This window comes from Candidatus Avelusimicrobium aviculae, assembly GCF_949292495.1.
Classification (GTDB): Bacteria; Elusimicrobiota; Elusimicrobia; order Elusimicrobiales; family Elusimicrobiaceae; genus Avelusimicrobium; species Avelusimicrobium aviculae.
Genome location: NZ_CASEZB010000023.1, coordinates 81,662 through 101,791 on the forward strand (window position 1 = coordinate 81,662; position 20,130 = coordinate 101,791).

The 20,130-nt window shown below is 49.1% G+C and carries 21 protein-coding genes and 1 tRNA gene; 14 read left to right on the top strand and 8 right to left on the bottom strand.

Features of this window, described 5'->3' with window-relative positions; genetic code table 11:
- Positions 1 to 15: 15 nt before the first annotated feature.
- Entirely contained in the window at positions 16 to 477 is a 462-nt protein-coding gene (locus ACQY33_RS05730; RefSeq protein WP_428074808.1) for a GAF domain-containing protein, read from the bottom strand.
- 113 nt (positions 478 to 590) lie between these two features.
- Between ACQY33_RS05730 and ACQY33_RS05735 the strand changes: the two genes are divergently transcribed.
- The 4 genes from ACQY33_RS05735 to ACQY33_RS05750 are packed head-to-tail and all read left to right on the top strand — an operon-like array spanning position 591 to position 3,267.
- Positions 591 to 794, top strand: coding sequence for a 4Fe-4S dicluster domain-containing protein (locus ACQY33_RS05735; protein WP_428074810.1), 204 nt, complete (start codon positions 591 to 593; stop codon positions 792 to 794).
- Positions 795 to 820: 26 nt separating this feature from the next.
- On the top strand, positions 821 to 1,984 hold the full coding sequence (gene vorB / locus ACQY33_RS05740) for a 3-methyl-2-oxobutanoate dehydrogenase subunit VorB (protein WP_428074812.1): 1,164 nt from the start codon (positions 821 to 823) through the stop codon (positions 1,982 to 1,984).
- A gap of 3 nt (positions 1,985 to 1,987) precedes the next feature.
- Positions 1,988 to 2,731 carry a thiamine pyrophosphate-dependent enzyme gene (locus ACQY33_RS05745; RefSeq protein WP_428074814.1) on the top strand — a complete coding sequence of 248 codons (744 nt, stop codon included), beginning with the start codon at positions 1,988 to 1,990 and terminating at the stop codon, positions 2,729 to 2,731.
- The gene (locus ACQY33_RS05750) at positions 2,731 to 3,267 is read left to right on the top strand and encodes a 2-oxoacid:acceptor oxidoreductase family protein (RefSeq protein ID WP_428074816.1); all 537 of its coding nucleotides are present in this window, start codon (positions 2,731 to 2,733) and stop codon (positions 3,265 to 3,267) included. Before ACQY33_RS05745 ends, ACQY33_RS05750 begins: the two co-directional genes overlap by 1 nt.
- A gap of 78 nt (positions 3,268 to 3,345) precedes the next feature.
- Here ACQY33_RS05750 and ACQY33_RS05755 read toward each other — a convergent pair whose 3' ends face one another.
- Complete coding sequence (locus ACQY33_RS05755; protein ID WP_428074818.1) at positions 3,346 to 3,648, bottom strand: TRL-like family protein; 303 nt, start codon at positions 3,646 to 3,648, stop codon at positions 3,346 to 3,348.
- Between the two features lie 187 nt (positions 3,649 to 3,835).
- Positions 3,836 to 5,092, bottom strand: a complete 1,257-nt coding sequence (locus tag ACQY33_RS05760) for a spinster family MFS transporter (RefSeq protein ID WP_428074819.1) — start codon at positions 5,090 to 5,092, stop codon at positions 3,836 to 3,838.
- 101 nt (positions 5,093 to 5,193) lie between these two features.
- Between ACQY33_RS05760 and ACQY33_RS05765 the strand changes: the two genes are divergently transcribed.
- A complete protein-coding gene (locus tag ACQY33_RS05765) occupies positions 5,194 to 5,595 on the top strand; it encodes a type IV pilin protein (protein WP_428074820.1) in 402 nt (133 codons plus the stop codon).
- A gap of 71 nt (positions 5,596 to 5,666) precedes the next feature.
- Here the strand turns inward: ACQY33_RS05765 and ACQY33_RS05770 are convergent, their stop codons facing one another.
- The 3 genes from ACQY33_RS05770 to ACQY33_RS05780 all read right to left on the bottom strand — a co-directional run bounded on the left by ACQY33_RS05770 (position 5,667) and on the right by ACQY33_RS05780 (position 9,950).
- Complete coding sequence (locus ACQY33_RS05770) at positions 5,667 to 6,128, bottom strand: tRNA (cytidine(34)-2'-O)-methyltransferase (protein WP_428074822.1); 462 nt, start codon at positions 6,126 to 6,128, stop codon at positions 5,667 to 5,669.
- Positions 6,129 to 6,193: 65 nt separating this feature from the next.
- On the bottom strand, positions 6,194 to 8,749 hold the full coding sequence (gene glgP / locus ACQY33_RS05775; RefSeq protein WP_428074824.1) for an alpha-glucan family phosphorylase: 2,556 nt from the start codon (positions 8,747 to 8,749) through the stop codon (positions 6,194 to 6,196).
- Positions 8,750 to 8,885: 136 nt separating this feature from the next.
- Positions 8,886 to 9,950 carry a DUF1646 family protein gene (locus ACQY33_RS05780; RefSeq protein ID WP_428074826.1) on the bottom strand — a complete coding sequence of 355 codons (1,065 nt, stop codon included), beginning with the start codon at positions 9,948 to 9,950 and terminating at the stop codon, positions 8,886 to 8,888.
- Positions 9,951 to 10,113: 163 nt separating this feature from the next.
- On the opposite strand from ACQY33_RS05780, the gene ACQY33_RS05785 reads away from it, so the two are divergent.
- Positions 10,114 to 10,187 (top strand) — tRNA-Glu (locus ACQY33_RS05785).
- Positions 10,188 to 10,299: 112 nt separating this feature from the next.
- Here the strand turns inward: ACQY33_RS05785 and ACQY33_RS05790 are convergent.
- Positions 10,300 to 10,944 carry an ankyrin repeat domain-containing protein gene (locus tag ACQY33_RS05790; RefSeq protein ID WP_428074828.1) on the bottom strand — a complete coding sequence of 215 codons (645 nt, stop codon included), beginning with the start codon at positions 10,942 to 10,944 and terminating at the stop codon, positions 10,300 to 10,302.
- 123 nt (positions 10,945 to 11,067) lie between these two features.
- Between ACQY33_RS05790 and ychF the strand changes: the two genes are divergently transcribed.
- From ychF to ACQY33_RS05815, 5 genes are all read left to right on the top strand, one after another.
- The gene (ychF, locus tag ACQY33_RS05795) at positions 11,068 to 12,141 is read left to right on the top strand and encodes a redox-regulated ATPase YchF (RefSeq protein WP_428074830.1); all 1,074 of its coding nucleotides are present in this window, start codon (positions 11,068 to 11,070) and stop codon (positions 12,139 to 12,141) included.
- Positions 12,134 to 13,357, top strand: coding sequence for a 23S rRNA (uracil(1939)-C(5))-methyltransferase RlmD (rlmD, locus tag ACQY33_RS05800; protein WP_428074832.1), 1,224 nt, complete (start codon positions 12,134 to 12,136; stop codon positions 13,355 to 13,357). The genes ychF and rlmD overlap by 8 nt, the downstream gene beginning before the upstream one ends.
- 4 nt (positions 13,358 to 13,361) lie before the next feature.
- Entirely contained in the window at positions 13,362 to 13,865 is a 504-nt protein-coding gene (locus tag ACQY33_RS05805; RefSeq protein WP_428074834.1) for a GNAT family N-acetyltransferase, read from the top strand.
- A gap of 4 nt (positions 13,866 to 13,869) precedes the next feature.
- Positions 13,870 to 16,335, top strand: coding sequence for an ATP-dependent helicase (locus ACQY33_RS05810; protein ID WP_428074836.1), 2,466 nt, complete (start codon positions 13,870 to 13,872; stop codon positions 16,333 to 16,335).
- Between the two features lie 151 nt (positions 16,336 to 16,486).
- Positions 16,487 to 16,987 carry a type IV pilin protein gene (locus ACQY33_RS05815; protein ID WP_428074838.1) on the top strand — a complete coding sequence of 167 codons (501 nt, stop codon included), beginning with the start codon at positions 16,487 to 16,489 and terminating at the stop codon, positions 16,985 to 16,987.
- A gap of 44 nt (positions 16,988 to 17,031) precedes the next feature.
- On the opposite strand, the gene ACQY33_RS05820 is transcribed toward ACQY33_RS05815, so the two are convergent.
- Complete coding sequence (locus tag ACQY33_RS05820) at positions 17,032 to 17,397, bottom strand: hypothetical protein (protein WP_428074840.1); 366 nt, start codon at positions 17,395 to 17,397, stop codon at positions 17,032 to 17,034.
- 96 nt (positions 17,398 to 17,493) lie between these two features.
- Between ACQY33_RS05820 and gatC the strand changes: the two genes are divergently transcribed.
- From gatC to ACQY33_RS05835, 3 genes are read left to right on the top strand one after another with little or no spacing between them, the layout of a single operon-like run.
- Positions 17,494 to 17,775, top strand: coding sequence for an Asp-tRNA(Asn)/Glu-tRNA(Gln) amidotransferase subunit GatC (gatC, locus tag ACQY33_RS05825; protein WP_428074842.1), 282 nt, complete (start codon positions 17,494 to 17,496; stop codon positions 17,773 to 17,775).
- A 1-nt stretch (position 17,776) separates the two neighbouring features.
- On the top strand, positions 17,777 to 19,192 hold the full coding sequence (gene gatA, locus ACQY33_RS05830; protein WP_428074844.1) for an Asp-tRNA(Asn)/Glu-tRNA(Gln) amidotransferase subunit GatA: 1,416 nt from the start codon (positions 17,777 to 17,779) through the stop codon (positions 19,190 to 19,192).
- Positions 19,189 to 19,641: an NUDIX hydrolase gene (locus tag ACQY33_RS05835; RefSeq protein ID WP_428074846.1), complete on the top strand. Its 453-nt coding sequence runs from the start codon at positions 19,189 to 19,191 to the stop codon at positions 19,639 to 19,641. Before gatA ends, ACQY33_RS05835 begins: the two co-directional genes overlap by 4 nt.
- Positions 19,642 to 20,130: the final 489 nt, after the last annotated feature.

Consider the following 20,130-nt stretch of genomic DNA (forward strand, 5'->3'; position numbering starts at 1 on the left):
CTATACAAAAAATATTTATAATGCGCTGCTGCGGGCAAACAGCTGCGCCAGTTGTTCTAGAAATTGTTGGTCTGTTTCATCAAAGCGGGCCAGGAGGGGAGAGTCTATATCCAGCACGCCCCATAATTTCCCGTTTTTAATAATAGGAATGACAATTTCACTGTTGGAAGCCGCGTCGCAGGCAATATGCCCGGGGAAGGCGTGCACGTCCTTTACCACCAGGGTTTGCTGTTTTTGCGCGGCGGTGCCGCATACTCCTTTGCCTAGGGGAATGCGCACACAGGCGGGTTTGCCTTGAAAAGGACCTAAAACCAACGTGTCGCCCCGCAGAATATAAAAACCGGCCCAGTTTAAACCGGATAAGGTATTAAATAATAATGCGGACGTGTTGGCGGCATTGGCAATGGGGTCCTGTTCCATTTGAAGCAAGGCTCGCACCGCTTGTAATAAAGATTGATAAACGGGTGTTTTGTTCATAGGACTATTTTAGCAAAAACTTCCTTTTGTATTATTGCGCATGGAGTTATAAAAGAAATATACTTTATTTATCAGGGAACAACCGGGCCAGCCCTGGGCCCACAGGAGACTGTATGCCAAGAATAGAAGTAGACGCCAACAAATGCAAAGCATGCTATTTGTGCGTAAATGCCTGTCCCAAAAAATGTTTGGGCAAATCCAAAACAATTAGCAAGAAAGGTTATTTCCCGGCCGAGCAAGAACGACCCGAAGATTGCATTGGGTGTAAAATGTGCTACTTGGTCTGCCCCGATGTGGCCATTACCGTTATCAAATAACGCAAGACCCAATTTAAGAGGATTTTATGACAGAAAAAACGTTAAGAAAAGGCAATGAAGCTTTGGCCGAAGGCGCTATCCGCGCCGGGTGCCGTTTCTTTGCCGGTTATCCCATTACTCCGCAAAACGAAGTGCCGGAGTATATGTCCGCCCACATGGCGGACGCCGGCGGCGCGTTTGTACAGGCGGAAAGCGAAGTGGCCGCCATTAATATGGTTTACGGCGCGGCGTCTACCGGTACGCGCAGCATGACATCTTCTTCCTCTCCGGGGGTAAGCCTGAAGCAGGAAGGGATTACTTATTTAGCCAGCGCGGATTTGCCGTGCCTGATTGTAAACGTGATGCGCGGCGGCCCGGGTTTGGGCAGTATTTCCGGAGCGCAGGGGGATTATTTCCAGGCTACGCGCGGCGGCGGGAATGGGGATTATCACATTATTGTGCTGGCGCCCAACTCGGTGGAAGAGTTGGGAAATTTCCCCAAAATGGCTTTTGAACTGGCCGAAAAATACCGTATGCCCTGCATGATTTTGGCGGATGGTATTTTGGGGCAAATGATGGAAAGCATGTCTTTTCATTTTGACCCCGTTGACCCCAACACCCTGGGCAAGTTTGACTGGGCGGTGGACATCAACAAAAACGGCCGCAAGAAAAACAATGTTTTTTCCTATAAAGGCGATAATTTAATAGCCGACGTGGTGGAACGCGCCAAACGTTACGGTTATATAGAAAAAACCGAACCCCGTTTTGAATCCCGCCAGACCGAAGACTGCGACGTACTGTTAGTGGCGTATGGTTTATCTTCCCGCGCGTGCATGGAAGCCGTGGTAAAAGGCCGTGAGGAAGGTTTAAAGGTGGGGCTTTTCCGTCCCATTACGCTGTGGCCTTTCCCTTCTCAAGCGTTGCGGGACGCGGCCAAAAACGCCAAAGCGGTGGTGTGCGTGGAACAGAGCTTGGGGCAGCTGGTGCAGGATGTAAAGCTTTCCCTCAACGGGGCCAAGCCCGTTTATTTAAACGCTTATCCAGCCGGCGGCCAGCCGGACGGCGGAACCATTTTGCCCGCCGTAAAAAGCGCGCTTAACGGCGGTACGGAAGGATTATTTGACTTACAGCGCCACGCCGAAGGTTTCAGCTATGAATGCAAGCGCGATACGTCCCTGGGTATCCAGGGAGACTGGAAAGGAGGCAAATAATTTATGACCATTCTTGCCCAAAGACCCAAATCTTTATTAGACGTACCCATGCACTATTGCCCGGGCTGCGGCCACGGGATTGTGCACCGTTTAATGGCGGAAACTTTTGATGAGTTGGATATCGCGCAGCGCATTATCGGCGTGGCCCCGGTGGGATGCGCCGTATTTGCGGACAGCTACTTTGCCTGCGATATGGTACAAGGCGCCCACGGACGCGGACCGGCTATTGCCACGGGGATTAAGCGTTCCAAACCCGGCGCCATTGTCTTTTCCTACCAAGGGGACGGGGATCTAGCCTCCATTGGTATGGCTGAAATTGTACACGCCGCGGTGCGCAGCGAAAACATCACCGTGATTTTTATTAATAACGCCATTTACGGTATGACCGGCGGACAAATGGCCCCCACTACGCTGGTGGGCCAGGTAGCCACCACCGCTCCCAAAGGGCGCGACCCGAAACTGCAGGGCTGGCCGATTAATATGTGCGAAATGCTGGCCCAGATTACCGGTTCCAAATATTTGGCCCGCGTAGCGGTAGATTCAGCGCAAAATGTAATGAAAGCCAAACAGGCCATTAAAAAAGCGTTTGAAAACCAGGTAAACGGGGTAGGCTTTTCCATGGTGGAAGTGATTTCCCAATGTCCTACCAACTGGGGGGCAACCCCTATGCAGGCGCTGGAATTTGTGCGTACCAAAATGATACCGCAATACCCGCTGGGCGTATTTAAAGACGAGGGGGCCAAATAATGTATCAAGGTATTAGAATTGCCGGTTTTGGCGGACAGGGTGTAGTTTCGGCCGGGATTTTGCTGGCCCAGGCGGGCGTGGAAGGAAAAAAGAACGCCAGCTGGCTGCCCTCTTACGGGCCGGAAATGCGCGGCGGAACGGCTAACTGTTCCGTGGTGATTTCTGACGGGGAAGTGTATACCCCCATTGTAGCCGCGCCGGATACGGTTATCGTTATGAACGAGCCGTCTTTGCCTAAGTTTGAGCCGCTTATTAAAAAAGGCGGGTTGTTGATTGTTAACAGCTCGTTGATTAATTCCCGCCCTACGCGCACGGATATCAAATCCGTCTGTGTACCCTGCAATGAAATTGCGGAAAAAATTGGCATGGACCGCATCGCCACGTTGGTGGCTATCGGCGCGTTTTGCAAACTGACGGGCGCCGTAAGCGTGGAAAGCGTGGTTCACGCCATGAAGAAAGTATACAAGCGCGCCAAGCCGGAAATGCTTGAACTCAATAAAAAAGCGTTAGACGCCGGTTTTGAAGCGGTAAAGTAATTATTAAAGACAATAAAAACCGCCCTGTAAGGGCGGTTTTTTGTTGTGTCTGAATTCCTGATTATGAAAGGAACAAAATTAAGAGCCTTTTACTACGGTGCACACTTCAGAATACACGGCATAACTCTTAATGTCTTTGTCAACAGAAGATACTTTGGTAATTTTCCCATTCTTTTTAGCGGCTTCTATAGACATATCGCCAGAAATATACAACCCTAAAATATTTTTAGCGCAAGCGCGCCCTACTTTGGTTCCGGCGGATTCTGTTACCAACATGGGTTGTTGGGTGATGGCGAAAAGAGCCGTTCCAACTTCCGTGCTGGGGGTAGCGCAGGCCGCCAAAACACTGCATGCACCTGCCATCAAGAACAATTTCTTCATATAATTCTCCTTTTTTCGTATTAAGGAATAGTAGTGATGATAATTGGGGTTATAACCGCTAATTATCTGGGAAAGTATAGCAAAAAAAATGGGGGTATTCAATAAGCAAGAGGTTTGATAAATGCGTATGGTTCGCGCCTCCTATTAAGAAATGCGTTGATATGGCATAATCATTTCGCTTATTTTACTAATGAGCGTTTGTGTCTGCAGGGGGGATAACGTCTTTGACGGGTTGATAATAAGTTTTTAAATGTCCGGTCTTTTTTGCAAATGTAGCGGAAAGGGCCGTACATATGCAGGCGGGAACAACTGTCAGCGTACAAAGAAATACGGCGGTTTTTAAACCCCATAAGTCAGAGGCGCGGCCTAAAAGCACGGGGGAGATGGCGTCTCCCAAAGCGTGAATAATAAAAATATTAATGGCAAACGCCATGGATCGCACCCGCGGGCGGGTGAGCGCCACAATAGCGGCGCTGATGGGCCCCATGGGCAGAAAAATAAACACAACCGCCGCTGAAAAACAAACGACGGCCCATAGGGTTTGTGTACAATACACCCCTAATGCCGCAAATGGAAAGGCTAGTAAAAAACTGCCAAAAATAGTAATGAAATAAGCCAGATGGGTTCTTTTTAATAATTTATCCGCTAAATGCCCGCCTAAATACGTTCCCAACGCGCCGCATACCACTACCATCACGCCAAACACCAGCCCGGCGTGGGAAACGCTGAAATCAAAAAACCGGTGGAAGTATGTGGGCATCCAAGCGGAAAGCCCCCCTAAAGCAAATGTTCCCATAGCGTGCGCCAGACATAAAAACAAAAAAGATTTATTGCGCAGCAAAACCAAATAATCTACCGTGCGGGCCCGCTCCCGTTCGTTTTGGGTTAAACGCAAGGTGTCTTTTAACTGGGTAAGCGCCAAAAGACCCAAAAAAATGCCGGGAACGCCCACCAGCATAAAAGCCGCCCGCCAGCCCCAATGCTGCCCCACAAATCCGCCCGCCAAATAACCGACGGCGCTTCCGGCCGGCAAAGCCAGCGCGAAACTGGCTAATACGGTGGCTCGTTTTTCCTTGGGGTAGTTTTCCGCCAAAAAGGGCTGGGCGATAGTGGTAAATCCGGCCTCCCCTATGCCGATAAACCCCCGGGTAATTAATAAAGCCGCGTAGTTTTTAGCCCAGGCGCACGCCAAGGTGGCCGCGCTCCAAATAAGGGCACTGGCGCCTATCCATTTTTGGCGTTGGGTGCGGTCCGCAAAGTATCCTACCAGCGGGGCGTAGAGCATATATACAATCATAAATACAGAGGCCAGCGTGCCCAGTTGCGTGTCTGATATAGCCAAATCCGTTTGCAGTAAAGGAAAAACGGAAAACAACACCTGCCGGTCTATATAATTAAACAGGTTTAGAAGAAACAAAATCCAAAATAATTTTTTAACGTTCATTAGGCTCATTTTATAAAAAATACTGGCGTTAAGGGCAAAAAGAATTATACTATAAGAACATGGAAGTAATTGCTATAATATTGCGGTACGGAGGATTTTATATGCATAAAGGTTTTACCTTAATTGAAATGTTGATTGTTATTATTATTGTGGCGCTGTTGGTTTCTTTAAGCGTACCCAAATACAAAACCGCTATGGAAAAGGCCCGCGCGCAGGAAGGCATTACCAACTTAACTTTAGCGGCGGACCAAGCCAATGGATTTTATATGTCTCATGAAGGAACCTATTCCGGTTTTTCCGGCAATTATGGGCAAGGCGCCGATAAAACCAAACAGGTGTATTTTAATACGGTGGGTATCAGCGGCGGAGGGGAAAGCCTGACGCTTAGTATCGCGCGCAAAACGGGGGCGTATACGTTAGGCATGCAATTAAGCGGGGGAAAGGTTTCACGCCGTACTTGCACGGGGGATACGCGCTTGTGTGACGCTATCGGCTGGGAATAAAGACAGATTAAAAACAATACCCCGCCTGTTTAAAAACAGGCGGGGTTTTTTATGGAAGACAACGCAAATTTTTATTTCAACGCGCGTGTTTGGCGCAGCGCCTCAAACAAAGTAATGGCCGCCGATGACGACAGATTAAGCGAACGCACCGGCCCCGGCATAGGGATAGTGTAAAGGCGGTCTTTATAACGTTCGTAAAAGTCTTTAGGCAGCCCGCAGGATTCCGCGCCGAATATCAAATAGCTGTTGGGGGAAAATTGCGCGTCCCAATAAACTTTTTTGCCTTTGGTGGACATAAAAAACATGTCTTGCAAAGGGGGTTGATTAACCGCTAAAAATTCGTCCCAGTCCTTGTAGCGGCGGTAGTTTAAGTTAGGCCAATAATCCAGGCCGGAGCGGCGTATTTCTTTTGATTCTATTTTAAAACCCAGCTTTCCCACCAAATGAAGCATGGTGCCGGTGGCCACGCACGAGCGGCCGATATTGCCGGTATTAAACGGGATTTCCGGGTTAACAAGTACAATATTTAACATATAGAGTCCATAAACCAAATAAAAAGGACGGGTCTCCCCGTCCTTTTACAGAGGGGTGCGCCCGGTTAATCTTCCCAGCGTATGTACAACGGGTTTAATACGTTGGGAATATCATTATTGGCGGGCAAGATGCGCAGGGCGTAATCCTGCCGGCCGCTGTTGAGGGGGGAGAGCTGCACTTCATAAATATAAGCGTCCCCTTCTTTGCCGGTGCAAGTCATGTCCACCGCGTCTTCTTTTACCATATCGCCTAAAGAACCGCGCTGGCCCAGGTAGAGTTCCACCTGAATTTCTTCCGGCGCCAAATTTCCTAAAAACACGCGGGCTTTAAATTTTACTTTATCACCCATTAAAATGGCGCTTTCAAATTTAGGGGTAATATCCACCACGTTTACACGGTACCAGTTTTCGGCGATTTTCTTGCGCCAGGCGGCAACGGCCTGCGCTTTGCCGGACGCGGATAAAATGCCGAAGTAATTATTGGCCGGTACGTAAAAGCGTTCATAATATTCTTTTACCATGCGGTGTGTGTTGAATACCGGGGCAATGTGTTTGACGGATTCTTTCATCAGCGTCAGCCACGGCAAGGAAATGCCGTCTTCCCCTTTGGCGTAGTAAGCGGGGGCGATGTCCTGCTCTATTAAATTGTAGAGGGATTCCGCTTCCACCGCGTCTTGCTCCGCCTCGGAGGCGTATTTTTCCGCCCCGCCGATAGACCAGCCGTATTCGCACGGGCCTACTTCATCCCACCAGCCGTCTAAAATAGACAGCGTCATCGCACCGTTTAACGCGGCCTTCATGCCGCTTGTTCCGCTGGCTTCCATGGGGCGGCGGGGGTTGTTAAGCCACACGTCCACCCCCTGCACCATATAGCGGGCGGTGTTCATGTTGTAATCTTCCACAAAAACGATTTTGCCTTTAAAGCGCGGGTCGTTTTGGGAAATATTGATAATGGTTTTGATAAATTCTTTGCCCTGGGTATCTGCCGGGTGAGCTTTGCCCGCGAAAATAAACTGCACCGGCTGTTTGGGATTGTTGACGATTTTATCCAAGCGGTTTAAATCCTTAAACAGCAAGGTGGCGCGTTTGTACGTGGCAAAGCGGCGCGCAAAACCAATGGTCAACACGTCTTTTTTAAGCACTTTGCCCGCCTTGTTGACTGTCATTACGTCTAACCCTTGGCGGGTAAGCTGGCGGCGCAGGCGTCCGCGCGCCATATCAATCAATTTTTCTTTGCGGATATTGTGCACTTTCCACAATTCTTCATTGGGAATTTGATCCATTTTTTCCCATTTGGAAGCGTCAGACGGGTCCACCTCGCCGGTTTGGTCATTATCAAATAAGTATTTGCGATATAATTCATTGAGTTCGTGGGAAATCCAAGACGAGCTGTGAATGCCGTTGGTGATGCTGGTTATCGGCACTTCGTCCATAGGCAGGGTGGGCCAGAGGTTTTTCCACATTTCCCGGCTTACCACGCCGTGCAGTTTGGCCACGCCGTTGGCAAAAGCGGTTAAACGCAGGGCCACTACTGTCATGCAGTAGGTGGTGGAAGAGGGGGTTTCTTTCCCCAAGTTTAAAAATTCTTCCCAGGAAATACCCATTTTGTTAGCGTAGGCTTCCATGTATTTGCGTACGAGCATAGGGTCAAAATGTTCGTTACCCGCAATAACCGGCGTGTGTGTGGTGAATACGGAGCTGGCCCACACAATTTCCCGCGCTTGGGCAAAGTTTAATTTTTCCGCCTGCATGATTTCAATAATGCGCTGGAAAAGAAGGAACGCGCTGTGCCCTTCGTTAATGTGATATACGGTGGGTTTAATGCCCATGGCGGCCAACGCTTTCACGCCGCCGATGCCCAGCACAATTTCCTGGCGGATGCGGTTTTCCCGGTCGCCGCCGTAAAGCTTTTCGGTAATTAAACGTTGGGCGGGGGTGTTTTCCTGCAAATTGGTATCTAATAAGTAGAGGGAGGTTCTGCCCACCGGCACGCGCCAAATGCAGGCTTTTACGGTTTCTTGGCCCAGTTCAATGTCTACGGTAATTTCTTTGCCTTTGGCGTCAGTTACGCGTTCCACCGGCATGTGGGCCCAGTCGTTATCGGGGTAATCTTCGTTTTGCCAGCCTTCGCGGTTTAGAATTTGGCGCACATAGCCCTGTTTATAAAATAGACCTACGCCGATAATAGGCATGCCCAAATCACTGGCGGATTTCATATGGTCCCCCGCCAGCATACCCAATCCGCCGGAATAAATAGGCAGTCCTTCTCCTATACCGTACTCCATGGAAAAGTAGGCGGCCAGCAGATTGCCTTTTTCCTGATGGTGTTGGTGATACCAGGTGTTGGGATTCTTTTTATATTTATAATAGGCTTCTTTTACCCGGTTTACGTTTGCCACAAATTCCGGGTTGTTGCTAAGTTCTTCAAAACGTTTTTGCGGAACGCAGCCCAAAAACCATTTGGGGTTGCGTTTGGAGGCCGTCCATAATTTTGCGTCTACTTGCACAAAAAGCAAAATGGCCTGCCAATTCCAGGTAAACCACATGTCATTAGCCAGTTCTTCCAGAAACTTAATGTTTTCCGGCAGATTGGGCTGTACGTTAAAAGAATGAATTTTCATTAAACCCTCTCCCTATTATTAATATCTAAAATTATATAAAAAAACGGCGTGCGGGGCCCTAAAAATAAAATCCGCCCGCTAAAATAGAAACGCCCAAGCTGTTTGGGCTTGGGCGTTTTGGTTTAAAGAGGCGCTTTTATTTCATCACCGCGCTTAAAATAACAAAGAACGCTATTAATAACACAGCCCCCACGCCCACGGCGTGTTTAGCCCATTCTTTGCTTTTAATGCCCAGTTTGGAGGCGCAAATGATATTGGGAATGTTTCCCGGTATCAGCATGCCGCCGGATATAATCAAGCTCATTAACAAGAAAGTGAGGGAGCGGGTGGTAATATCCGGGGTAACTTCTATGGCGGCCATAGTGGCGTTGTCCAACACGGCGGAAAGCATATTAATCCAATACAGCCAGGCGGCGGAAAGTTTGGAAATGGTTTGCTGGGCCAGCGGTTTTAAACCGTCCCCCAAAAACACCAACGCCATAACAAACAAATATACTTTCCCGGCGCGCACTGCAATGCTTTTTACGCTGTGTTCATCGGTTGCGGCGGCGTCTTCTTTCACGCCGGGCGCGTTTTTAATGGTATCGGCGCGTATGGCGCTTGCCAATAAGGAAACAAAAACAACGCCTCCTAAGATATACCAACCCAAATGTTCTATTAAAAACCAGAAATCCGCGTTGTGCGGTTCCCCGGAGAGTTTGGATAATACCACCGTGCCCAACGGTTCCCCAATAGCGGTTAACACGGCCCCCATGCCAATAGAGTAACAGGCAAAAACCACCGTGCGGGTGCGGCCTTCCCGGTTGATGGGAAGCATCATAACCACCTCAGACAAAATAAGCGCCGCGATAATGGCCGTAATAAAGCTGGACAGCATTCCCAGCAAAAACACAATTAAAAACAAAGTGGTTCTAAGCCCCAAAAAACCCACGGCTTTTTTGGCGGCTTTTTGCAGATGTTTGTTGCAGTATTTAAACAATAACCCGGCCAAAAATACGGCCAAGGTAATTTTGATAGGGTCTTCCAGCGCGGTAAGCACCAGGTTTCCGCTCCAACTTTTGGATACCGTAACAGCAAAAATACCGCAGCAGAACAAAAAAGCTTCCAAATTTTCTTCCACTTTATGTACTGTAAGCGGCAGTAAAAGCACTACTAAAATAAGCAAAGACAAAGATGCCGTTTGCCATAGAGCTAATTCCATATAATATCATTCCTCTTCATTTGCGGGGAACCCCCCGGTATAATGGCCGCCCAAAACAGGCGGCCATATACAAATTATATAAAAAACGTTGTTTTGTCGGGGAAATTTTACTTTAGCGGCTTTTCTTTTTTGGTTTAGTTAAATATGGTACAATTTATATGTTGTCCCGTTCGTCTAGTGGTCCAGGACGCCGCCCTCTCAAGGCGGAGATCACGAGTTCGAATCTCGTACGGGACGTATTTTTGTTACCCACCGACAGGCGGGTTTTATTTTTAAGCAAAGAACGGACCCTTTAGTAGAGTCCGTTCTTTTTATTTTAGAAATATTTTATCTTCCCTGATTTATAAAATTAATACAAAACCTGCAACGCTTGCGCCACCGCCGGGTTGTTATTGTATTGCTGGGCTGCGGTGAGGGCGGTCCAGCCGTTGGGAGCTTGATAGGTGGGATCTGCCCCGGCTTGCAGCAGAAGCTGTATGCTTTCCGGGCTGTTGGCCGATATGGCGCAGAACATCAGCGGCGTCATGCCGTTTTCTCCTATGGTATCCACTTTGGCGCCGTGGGCTAAAACGGTTTGCGTCATTTTAGGGCTGATGGCGCAGGCGCTGGCTACCAGCGGAATGCCCTGCGCATTAACTGCGTTTACATCCGCCCCGGCGCGCAGGAAAGCGTCAACTGTTTCCGGGGCCGGGTATTTGGTTTGGGTTAAGTAAACCACCAAGGCGCTTTGGCCTTTTTCGTCCCGGGCGTTGGGGTCGGCCCCTTTTTCAAGCATAGCCATAATGTCTTGCGGCGTTTGCGTGGTGAGGGCTTGTAAAAAGCTGGCATTATCCACCCCGGCCATGGCGCGTTGGAGGGCAATGGCTTTTTGTGCGGCTTCCGGGGCCAATTTATCAGAAAATTCTCTCAGCGGTTTTAAAAACCCGTCATCTCCGCACGCGGAAGCCAGTGGCAATACGGCGGCGGCAAATAATAAAAAGAAATATTTTTTCATGTGTCCTCCACCCGGCAGGGTATTTTCTATTAGTATACAAAAATGGCGTGTTTCCTTAAAGCCAAAGGCGCCCGGGAAATGCTAAAATATACATATTATCACTTGTTTTTGAAGGAGATTTTCATGGAAATTGGCATTGTAGGCCTGCCCAATGTGGGCAAATCCACCCTGTTTAACGCGCTTACGCAGGCCGGCGCGGAAGCGAGCAACTATCCTTTTTGCACCATAGAACCCAATGTGGGCATTGTGCCGATACCGGATAAACGTTTGGACGCTTTGTTTGATTTGTTCAAGCCTCCCAAGAAAACCGCCGCCTTTATTAAATTTGTAGACATTGCCGGCATCGTGAAAGGCGCGAGCAAAGGGGAAGGGCTGGGAAATAAATTTTTAGCCAATATCCGCGAGGTGGACGCCGTTATCCACGTGGTGCGTTTGTTTGAAGATGAAAACGTTACCCACGTAATGAATTCCGTAGATCCTCTGCGTGATATTGAAATTATTAATACTGAACTTATGCTGGCCGACTTGGAAACCGCCACCAAAATTTGTGACCGTCTGGCCAGCAACGCCAAAAGCGGCAAAAAAGAAGCCGTAGCCGCTTATGAAACCATGAAAACCATTAAAGAAGCGCTGGAAAACGGAAAGCCGGTTTCTTCTTTAGGGCTGGAGCCGGAGGTATTAAAAGAATACCAGTTTTTAACTTCCAAGCCGGTTTTGTATGTAGGCAACAATTCCGAAAAACGCAATGTGGAAAATGCCGAAAAAGTGGCCAAATACGCCCGGGAAACAGGGGCCGGGTTTGTGGAGCTTTGCGTAAAATTTGAAGCGGAAATAGCGGAATTTTCCGAAGAGGAAAAACACGCTTTCTTAGAAGAAACCGGCAGCGATTACACCGGGCTTGAAAAAATTGTGCGCGAAGGCATGAAGCTGCTTCATTTGTGCACCTATTTTACCGCCGGGAGCGAAGTGGAAGTGCGCAGCTGGCTTATTCCGGTGGGCTGCACGGCCCCGCAGGCGGCGGGCAAAATCCACAGTGATTTTGAAAAAGGCTTTATCCGCGCCGAAGTGTATACTTTTGACGATCTCATGCAATACAAAAGCGAAAAAGCGTTAAAAGAACACGGCCTGGTGCGTTCCGAAGGGAAGGATTATATTGTAAAGGACGGCGACATCTGCCTGTTTAAACTCAATGTCTGATTTTTCTTGCAAACATTTTAAAGAATGCGGCGGCTGCGCCCTGTTGGATTTAACTTATCCCCAGCAAGTGCAAAAAAAGAAAGAGCATTTGTCTGCTCTCTTGCGGGATTTTTGGCCGCAGGACATTCCCGTTACGCTGACGGATGAGCCGCGTTACTTTCGCAATAAAGTGGAGCTTGGTTTTTGCCATCAGGTAAAGTGGGACCCGAACTACAACAAAAAAGATCCCGCCAACAAAACCCGTCCGCTGGTGTTTGAGCAAGCCCTTGGCTTTAAATTAAAAGGCAAGTGGGACCGGGCCGTAGACATTGAAGAATGTTTTTTGTTTGATGACAAACTGATTTCTTTGTTAAACGCCGTGCGCGCCTGGGCGCAAGCGCAAAATCTGCCGTATTATGACCAACGCAAACACACCGGCATATTGCGGCATTTAATGGTGCGTGCGGGCAAAAACACGGGGGAAGGCCTTGTGGTGCTGTTTGTTACCAATGATTTTGATGAAAAGTCCTTCGTTGCCGCGGTGGAAAGCGTGTATCCGTCCTTTAGCGTTATGTCCGCCGTCAATACCGGCCTGGCCGATACCGCGGCCCCGGAAAGCTTAAAAGTATTAAAAGGCAAAGATTTTTTTGTGGAAAAGATTTTGCTTTCCAACGCCTCCGGCCAAACGGAACGGGAGGTATTGTTTAAGCTGTCCGCCCAGTCTTTTTTTCAAACCAATACCAAAACGGCGCAAAAGATGTACTCCCGCGTGCGCGGGCTGGTAAAACAAATTGCGCCCAAAATTATTTATGACTTATACGGCGGGGCGGGCAGTTTCAGCCTTTCCTGCGCGGACTTATGCCAAAAAAGCATTTGCGTGGAAAGCGTGGCCCCCGCCATTTATAACGGGTTGGAAAACGCCAAATTAAACGGGGTGGAAAACGTGCAGTTTTTCTGTTCCCGCGTGGAAGATTTTGTAAAACAGCATACCATAGAGAAAAAAGACGCCCTGATTATTTTGGACCCGCCCCGCGGCGGCATGCACCCCAAAGCGGTGAAAGCGGTGGCGGAGTCCGGCGTGAAAAACGTTCTGTATATTTCCTGCAATCCGGTTGCGCTGGCCGCTGAGTTAAAAACCCTCACGCAGGCGTATCAAGTCACGGGTGTGGAAGCGTTTGATTTTTTCCCTCACAGCCAGCACATAGAAACGCTGGTACAGCTGAAGCTTAAGGAATAGTTTTATGCTCATCCGCCCGGAAACCCCGGCCGATTACCCGGCTGTTTACGCCTTTGTCCAAACCGCGTTTGAAACCGCCAAAGTGTCCAACGGGCAGGAGCAGGAGTTTGTAAACACGCTGCGCCAAAGCCCCCGTTATTTGCCGGAATTGGCTCTTGTGGGGGAAGATTCCGGCCGGCTGGAGGCCTATATCATGCTTACCCGCTTGCTGCTGGCAAAGCCGCACAAGGTTAATGGTCTTTTGCTGGCTCCGCTGGCGGTGGAAGAAAAATCCCGCCGGCACGGGTTGGGGGCGCAAATCGTGCGTGCGGCTTTGCAAAAAGCCAAACGGCAAGGGTATCATGCCGTTTGCTTGGTGGGGGACCCTGCCTATTACGGACGTTTCGGTTTTACGCGGTTAGACAGCTTGGGTGCCGCGTGCAACCGGCAAATTCCGGCGGCCTATGCCTTGGGGCTGGAGTTTACTCCCGGCGTATTATCCGGGGCGGAAATTGATTTTTTAGGATAACAAAATGAGTTTACAAGAAGCTTTAAAATCATTAAACCCGCAGCAGCTGGAAGCCGTTAATTATGACGGCGGCCCCTGCTTAATTGTGGCCGGGGCGGGCACCGGCAAAACCAAAACGCTGACTACCAAAATAGCCAAGCTTATAGCGGACGGATACAATCCGTTTCGCATTTTGGCGGTTACGTTTACCAATAAAGCCGCGCAGGAAATGCGCGAGCGCGTGGAAGCGCTGGAACCGGGCGCCGGCAGCCGGGTGTGGATACATACGTTTCACTCTTTGGGCGTGCGCATGCTTCGCCAGCATGCGGAGAAACTGGGCCTTACGCGGGATTTTGCCATTTATGATGACAGCGACCAAAAAAAGGTGGTCAGCCTGATTTTGGAGCAAATGGGCATTAAAGACCCTAAAAAAGAAATTAACCAAATTGTGTCTTTAATTTCCCGCGCCAAAGATGACTTGGTCTCTCCGGATACCATGATGCAGTCCGCCACCGCTTCCGGGTTAGATTATAAAATCCGCGCGGCGGAAGTGTACAAAAAATACGAGCAGCGCCTCAAATCCGCCGGCGCGCTGGACTTTGGAGACCTGCTTGTAAAAACCGTGGAACTGCTAAGAGACCACGAAGACGTAAAAAATTATTATCAGGACCTTTTCCAATACGTATTGGTGGACGAATACCAGGATACCAACCATACCCAATACATGATTACCCGCATGCTGGCGGCCAAACACCGCAAGCTGTGCGTGGTGGGGGACCCGGACCAAAGCATTTATTCCTGGCGCGGGGCCAATATCCGCAATATTTTGGAGTTTGAAAAAGATTTTAAAGACGCCAAAACCATCACGCTGGAGCAGAATTACCGCTCCACCAAAGTGATTTTGGACGCGTCCAACCAATTAATCACCAAAAACAAAAAGCGCAAAGAAAAAAGCCTGTTTACGGACAAAACCTCCGGCGACCCTATTGAAGTGCGGGAACTGCTTACCGAAGGGGAAGAAGCCCGCTGGGTCAGCCAGCACATCAAACAGTTGGTGGAGGAATACGGCGCCAGTTTAAAAGATATCGCCGTCTTTTACCGCACCAACGCCCAAAGCCGCAGCTTTGAAGACCGCTTCCGCCAGTATCAAATCCCCTACCGTTTGGTGGGAACCGTGCGCTTTTATGACCGCAAAGAAATTAAAGATATTTTATGCTACGCGCGTATTTTAATTAATCCGGCCGATAACGTCAGTCTGCTTCGCATTATTAATACGCCCACCCGCGGCTTGGGCAAAGTGGCGCAGGACCGGTTAAGCGCGTATGCGGAAGAAAAACAGATTTCCCTTTTTGAGGCTTTATCCCAAGCCCCGTATGTGGAAGGGCTTAGCTCCGCCGCGTGCAAAGCGGCGTTAAATTTAGCCAAACTGTTTAACGGCTGGCGGCAGGATATGCTGCTGACGGACCCGGCCGATATTTTTAATAAAATTATGCAGGAATCCGGCTATTTGGCCGCCGTTCGGGCGGAAATGGAAAAAGACCCCGAAGCCGAAAGCCGCCTGCAGAACTTGGACGCTTTGGTCAACGCCGTTAAAGAGTACGAAGAACGCTGTGAAAAAGGGGAGAAGGAACCGTCCGTTTCTGACTTTTTGCAGGAGATTTCCCTCTTGTCCGGTGAGGACGACTCCGCCGCCGCGGAAGGCGGCGCCGTTACGCTCATGACGGTGCACCTGGCCAAAGGGCTGGAATTTAACAATGTGTTTGTTACCGGGCTGGAGGAGGGCCTTTTCCCCATAGCCAAAGATGACGAAGACGAACTGGAAGAAGAACGCCGCCTTTGCTACGTAGCCATGACGCGCGCGAGGGAAAAGCTGTTTATGTCTTACGCGCAAAGCCGCCGCAAATTCGGGCAGACGTATACAAACGTTCCTTCCCGCTTTTTATACGAATGCGGCCTGCTGGACGAAAGCGCGCGCGAAGAGCACGAAGCCCGCCAAGCCCGTTTTACGGATTTTAAAAGCAAATACGGTTTGTACGGCGGCACGGCTTCCGGCGGATATAATGGCGGACACTATGGCAATGGCTATTGGAAAGGCAAAAATAATTTTGGCGGGGGCCGTTCAGACGGGTTTGAAGGGTATGCGTCCGCCAGCCGTTTCCAAAAAAAGTATGACAGCCACGGCTATGAAATAGAAGATAATGATGATTTGGATTATACGTCCTCTTACCGCGGGTCTTCCGGGCTGGGGTCTTTATATTCCCGCCCGCAGGCTTCTTCCCGCCCGGCGTTTGAGCCGCCAGCAGAGCAGAAACCGCCCCAAAAAAATGCGGACGGCGTGGCCGTGGGGGGACTGGTGAAACACGGGGTGTTTGGGCAGGGCAAAATCGTGCAGATTGCCGGCTCCGGCGAGAGCGCCAAAATTACCGTTTTGTTTGGCAACGGCGTGCGGCGCACTTTTATGCTTAAATTCGCCCCGCTGGAAATACTGTAATTTGTTGCTAAAACAAAAAACCGCTCCTATTAACAGGGGCGGTTTTTTGCTTGTTCCCCGTTTGCCGGGTTATATTATAATGGGCTTGATTTGTTTTTTTTTTTTGATAAATTTTGTTGAAAACAAAATTTAGTAAAAAAAGAGGGGACAAATGAAAAACAAGAGTATAAAGGAATTAAGCGGCTTTACATTGATTGAGCTTTTGGTAGTGGTGTTGATTATAGGCATTTTAGTGGCTGTGGCTTTGCCTCAGTATCAGCGGGCTGTACAAAAGACGAGGTTGATGGACTACTACCAGCTAAGCAAGGGGTTGGTGCGTGCCCAAGAACTATACTATTTGGCGAATGGAAAATATACAACGCAAGTAGAAGATTTGGATATAGATTATACCCAGGTATGTGATCTGAATATCAGTTCCCACCAATTCGAGTGCCCCTATGCTTATATTAGAAATATTACAGGTCCGAACGCCGTGGCAGGGGCAAACCGGGTAAAAATTTATTTTCACGCTAGAGGAACCAGAGGAAATCTTACTGCCGGACGTGATGCTGAAATCAGTTTGTGGTTTACAAACTCAAGCTATCCCAATGTAGAGGAATGCGAAAGTTTTAGCGATTTGGGCAGTTATTTGTGTAAATCTATGGATTTGTAGAGAGTAATTTAAGCCCCGTTAAAAACGGGGCTTTTAATTGAAATTTATGCGGCAGCTAAAATGGCTCCTAAAGCGGCTAATATGGCCCCGCCAAAAAAGAACACCGCAATAATGGGCAGTATGGCGATAAGTATGGTCAGCCAACTGAACAGGGCGGACCAAAAAGCCATGCTTTTGGCTTCTTCTAACAAGTCGTTTTTAATCAAGTCCTGCGCGCGTAAAGACAGTATTAAAGCCGCCAGCGCAATAGCGATGGAAAAAAATCCCCCGGCGCAGGAAAAAATCACCGCCACCAGGGCCAGTGTAAAATGCGTGTTGATGCAGTTTTTGCCGTCGCGCGTGCAGCGGCAATCGTCCCGTTGGGCCGGATCATTCTTGCAGGTGTGGCAAATATTTTCTTCTTGTGTCATAATACCCCCTTGCCGCCGTGTGCGCGCGCAGCGCGCGTACCTAGCCAAGCGGCCCCATTATTATATAAAATATACTTTCTAGGAGTGCACAAAACTATGGAAATAACCAAAAAAGACGTAGAACTTTCCGGCAAATTGGCCAAAATGCAGGTAACCGGCCAAGAAGCCGATATTTATAAAGAACAGCTGGAAGCCCTGTTTAAATGGGTGGACGAATTAAAAGCCGTAAATACGGACGGGGTGGAACTTACGCAAACCGCCCACAGCGCGCATATGCGCCATGATGAGCCTAAGCAGGACCCGGCCCTGGCCCGCACGCTTATTTCCGCTTTTAATGAAGAACAAGACGACTGTGCCAAAGTAAAAAAGGTGCTTTAATATGATGACAGTTTCTGAAATTTTAAATGATATTCTTTCCGGCAAGCGCACGGCTGAAGACGTAACCCGCGCCTGCTTGGATAAAATTAAAGAGTTAAACCCCCAAATCAACGCCTTTGTGGAAGTATGGGAAGATGACGCCCTAAAGCAAGCCCAAGCGGTGGACGCCAAAAAAGCCCGTGGGGAAAAACTGGGCCCGCTGGCCGGTGTACCGGTAGCGATTAAAGACAACATTTTATACAAAGGCCATAAAGCCACCTGCTGTTCCAAAATGCTGGAAAATTACGTCGCCCCGTATAACTCTATCGTGGTGGAAAAACTGTTGGCGGCGGACGCGGTGATTATAGGCCGCGCGAATATGGATGAATTTGCCATGGGCAGCAGCAACCAAACTTCCGTTTACGGCCCGGTGCGCAACCCGATGGATTTGGAGCGCGTCCCGGGCGGAAGCTCCGGCGGCAGTGCGGCGGCGGTAGCCAGCGGCATGGTGCCGGTTGCTTTGGGTACGGATACGGGCGGTTCGGTCCGCCAGCCGGCCGGTTTTTGCGGCGTAGTGGGCATGAAGCCCGGCTACGGGCGTATTTCCCGCTACGGGATAATTGCTTTTGCCTCCAGCGCGGACCAGGTGGGCGTGCTTACCCACACCGTGGAGGACTGCGCCAAAGTGCTGGAAGTGCTTAGCGGCAAAGACCCTAATGATTCCACTTCGTTAGACGCGCCCGTCCCGGAATATGAAAAATTGTTTACTGACGGTTTAAAAGGCGTACGCGTGGGTATGCCCAAAGGCTTTTTGGACGGCTTAAACCCGGTTATCAAAGAAAAAATTGAAGCGGCCGCCAAGATCCTGCAAGCCAAGGGCGCGGAACTGGTGGAGGTGGACGTGCCGTACGCCAAATATTCCGCCCCGTGTTACTACATTATCACCAGCGCGGAGGCTTCCTCCAACCTGGGTCGTTATGACGGCATTCGCTACGGTTACGCGGCTAAAAACGCCAAAGGATTAAATGATTATTACGAGCTTTCCCGCGCGCCGTTTGGGCTGGAAGTTAAAAAACGCATCATTATCGGTACCTATGCGTTAACTTCAGAAAGGTACGAAGAATGCTTTTTAAAAGCCATGAAAGTGCGGGAACTGATACGGGAAGATTTCAAAAAAGCGTTTGAGAAAGTGGACGTTATTTTAACGCCTACTTCTCCCACCACGGCTTTTAAACTGGGCGCGCATGAAGAAAACCCGCTTGCCCTGTATCTAGCGGACTTATATACCTGCCAAGGCAATATCGGCGGTTTGGGCGGCATCAGCGTGCCGTGCGGCAAGGACGAACAAGGCCTGCCCATAGGCGTGCAGTTTTATGCTCCCATCTTAAAAGAAGAGGCGGCCTTAAACGTAGCGTATAATTTTGAGAAGGGGTTATGATCGTATCCGAATTTTCGTGCGGCGGCGTGATTTTGGACGGGCGGAAAGTGTTGCTGGTCCAAGTCAAGAATATGAAAGGGAAAAAGATTTGGACTTTTCCCAAAGGCCATATTGAGCCGGGTGAAACCCCCCGGCAGGCCGCCCTGCGCGAAGTGCTGGAAGAAACCGGTTATAAGGCGGTCATCGTCCGGCCGATGATTCGGGTAAAATATGCGTTTACGTTTCAGGGAAACTACGTCAAAAAGATGGTCCAGTGGTATTTAATGAAAAAGCTGGGCCGCATTGGCAAGCATGACGCTTCTGAAATTATTTCTATCCGCTGGGTATCTTTAGCTAAAGCCAGGGAACTGGTTCAATACCCCAGTGATATACGCTTGGTGGATATGCTATTGGCTTCCTTTCATATAGAGCCGGCGGAGGATTTGGAAACCGAACCGGCGGAAGAATAATTCCCGCTTCGTTTGTTTTTATACCCGCCCAAAAGGCGGGTTTTGTTTTTGTAAAACTCTTGTTATGACCGGGCCTTTTCCGCAAAGAAACGTTTGTGTTCGTTTTTGCCCAATGGATGTCAAATAAACGGCGGGAAATAATTAGATAAATGTTTGTAGATGAAAATTTGTCCTTTATTTATTTTTATATTTTATATGCGCGGGATTCTTTGTACGGGTTGAAATAAAAACAGCTTGTTTGGGCTTTTATAGGCCTTTTCCTATGCAGGGAATATACCATGACCTTGGCCAAAGCAAGGGAGTATACTAGACAGGATAATAAAAAACCCCGCTTGTATAAGCGGGGTCTTGTATGTTGTGAAAACCCCCAGCTAGGCTGGGGGTTCGGTAAAGGTTTCACCGGTAAGGAAGATAAAAAAACTCCTTTTGTATAATAAATTGCCTGTGTCCGCAGGCAATTTAACAAAAGGAGGTCATTGCTATGACCAA

What these genes read in the sequence shown, in the direction of transcription:
- ACQY33_RS05730 (WP_428074808.1), bottom strand. Translation starts at nt 477, where the DNA reads ATGAACAAAACACCCGTTTATCAATCTTTATTACAAGCGGTGCGAGCC.
- ACQY33_RS05770 (WP_428074822.1), bottom strand. Translation starts at nt 6,128, where the DNA reads ATGTTAAATATTGTACTTGTTAACCCGGAAATCCCGTTTAATACCGGC.
- ACQY33_RS05765 (WP_428074820.1), top strand. Translation starts at nt 5,194, where the DNA reads ATGCATAAAGGTTTTACCTTAATTGAAATGTTGATTGTTATTATTATT.
- gatA (WP_428074844.1), top strand. Translation starts at nt 17,777, where the DNA reads ATGATGACAGTTTCTGAAATTTTAAATGATATTCTTTCCGGCAAGCGC.
- ACQY33_RS05745 (WP_428074814.1), top strand. Translation starts at nt 1,988, where the DNA reads ATGACCATTCTTGCCCAAAGACCCAAATCTTTATTAGACGTACCCATG.
- ACQY33_RS05750 (WP_428074816.1), top strand. Translation starts at nt 2,731, where the DNA reads ATGTATCAAGGTATTAGAATTGCCGGTTTTGGCGGACAGGGTGTAGTT.
- ACQY33_RS05780 (WP_428074826.1), bottom strand. Translation starts at nt 9,950, where the DNA reads ATGGAATTAGCTCTATGGCAAACGGCATCTTTGTCTTTGCTTATTTTA.
- vorB (WP_428074812.1), top strand. Translation starts at nt 821, where the DNA reads ATGACAGAAAAAACGTTAAGAAAAGGCAATGAAGCTTTGGCCGAAGGC.
- rlmD (WP_428074832.1), top strand. Translation starts at nt 12,134, where the DNA reads ATGTCTGATTTTTCTTGCAAACATTTTAAAGAATGCGGCGGCTGCGCC.
- ACQY33_RS05815 (WP_428074838.1), top strand. Translation starts at nt 16,487, where the DNA reads ATGAAAAACAAGAGTATAAAGGAATTAAGCGGCTTTACATTGATTGAG.
- ACQY33_RS05760 (WP_428074819.1), bottom strand. Translation starts at nt 5,092, where the DNA reads ATGAACGTTAAAAAATTATTTTGGATTTTGTTTCTTCTAAACCTGTTT.
- ACQY33_RS05805 (WP_428074834.1), top strand. Translation starts at nt 13,362, where the DNA reads ATGCTCATCCGCCCGGAAACCCCGGCCGATTACCCGGCTGTTTACGCC.
- glgP (WP_428074824.1), bottom strand. Translation starts at nt 8,749, where the DNA reads ATGAAAATTCATTCTTTTAACGTACAGCCCAATCTGCCGGAAAACATT.
- ACQY33_RS05790 (WP_428074828.1), bottom strand. Translation starts at nt 10,944, where the DNA reads ATGAAAAAATATTTCTTTTTATTATTTGCCGCCGCCGTATTGCCACTG.
- ACQY33_RS05820 (WP_428074840.1), bottom strand. Translation starts at nt 17,397, where the DNA reads ATGACACAAGAAGAAAATATTTGCCACACCTGCAAGAATGATCCGGCC.
- ychF (WP_428074830.1), top strand. Translation starts at nt 11,068, where the DNA reads ATGGAAATTGGCATTGTAGGCCTGCCCAATGTGGGCAAATCCACCCTG.
- ACQY33_RS05735 (WP_428074810.1), top strand. Translation starts at nt 591, where the DNA reads ATGCCAAGAATAGAAGTAGACGCCAACAAATGCAAAGCATGCTATTTG.
- ACQY33_RS05835 (WP_428074846.1), top strand. Translation starts at nt 19,189, where the DNA reads ATGATCGTATCCGAATTTTCGTGCGGCGGCGTGATTTTGGACGGGCGG.
- ACQY33_RS05755 (WP_428074818.1), bottom strand. Translation starts at nt 3,648, where the DNA reads ATGAAGAAATTGTTCTTGATGGCAGGTGCATGCAGTGTTTTGGCGGCC.
- gatC (WP_428074842.1), top strand. Translation starts at nt 17,494, where the DNA reads ATGGAAATAACCAAAAAAGACGTAGAACTTTCCGGCAAATTGGCCAAA.
- ACQY33_RS05810 (WP_428074836.1), top strand. Translation starts at nt 13,870, where the DNA reads ATGAGTTTACAAGAAGCTTTAAAATCATTAAACCCGCAGCAGCTGGAA.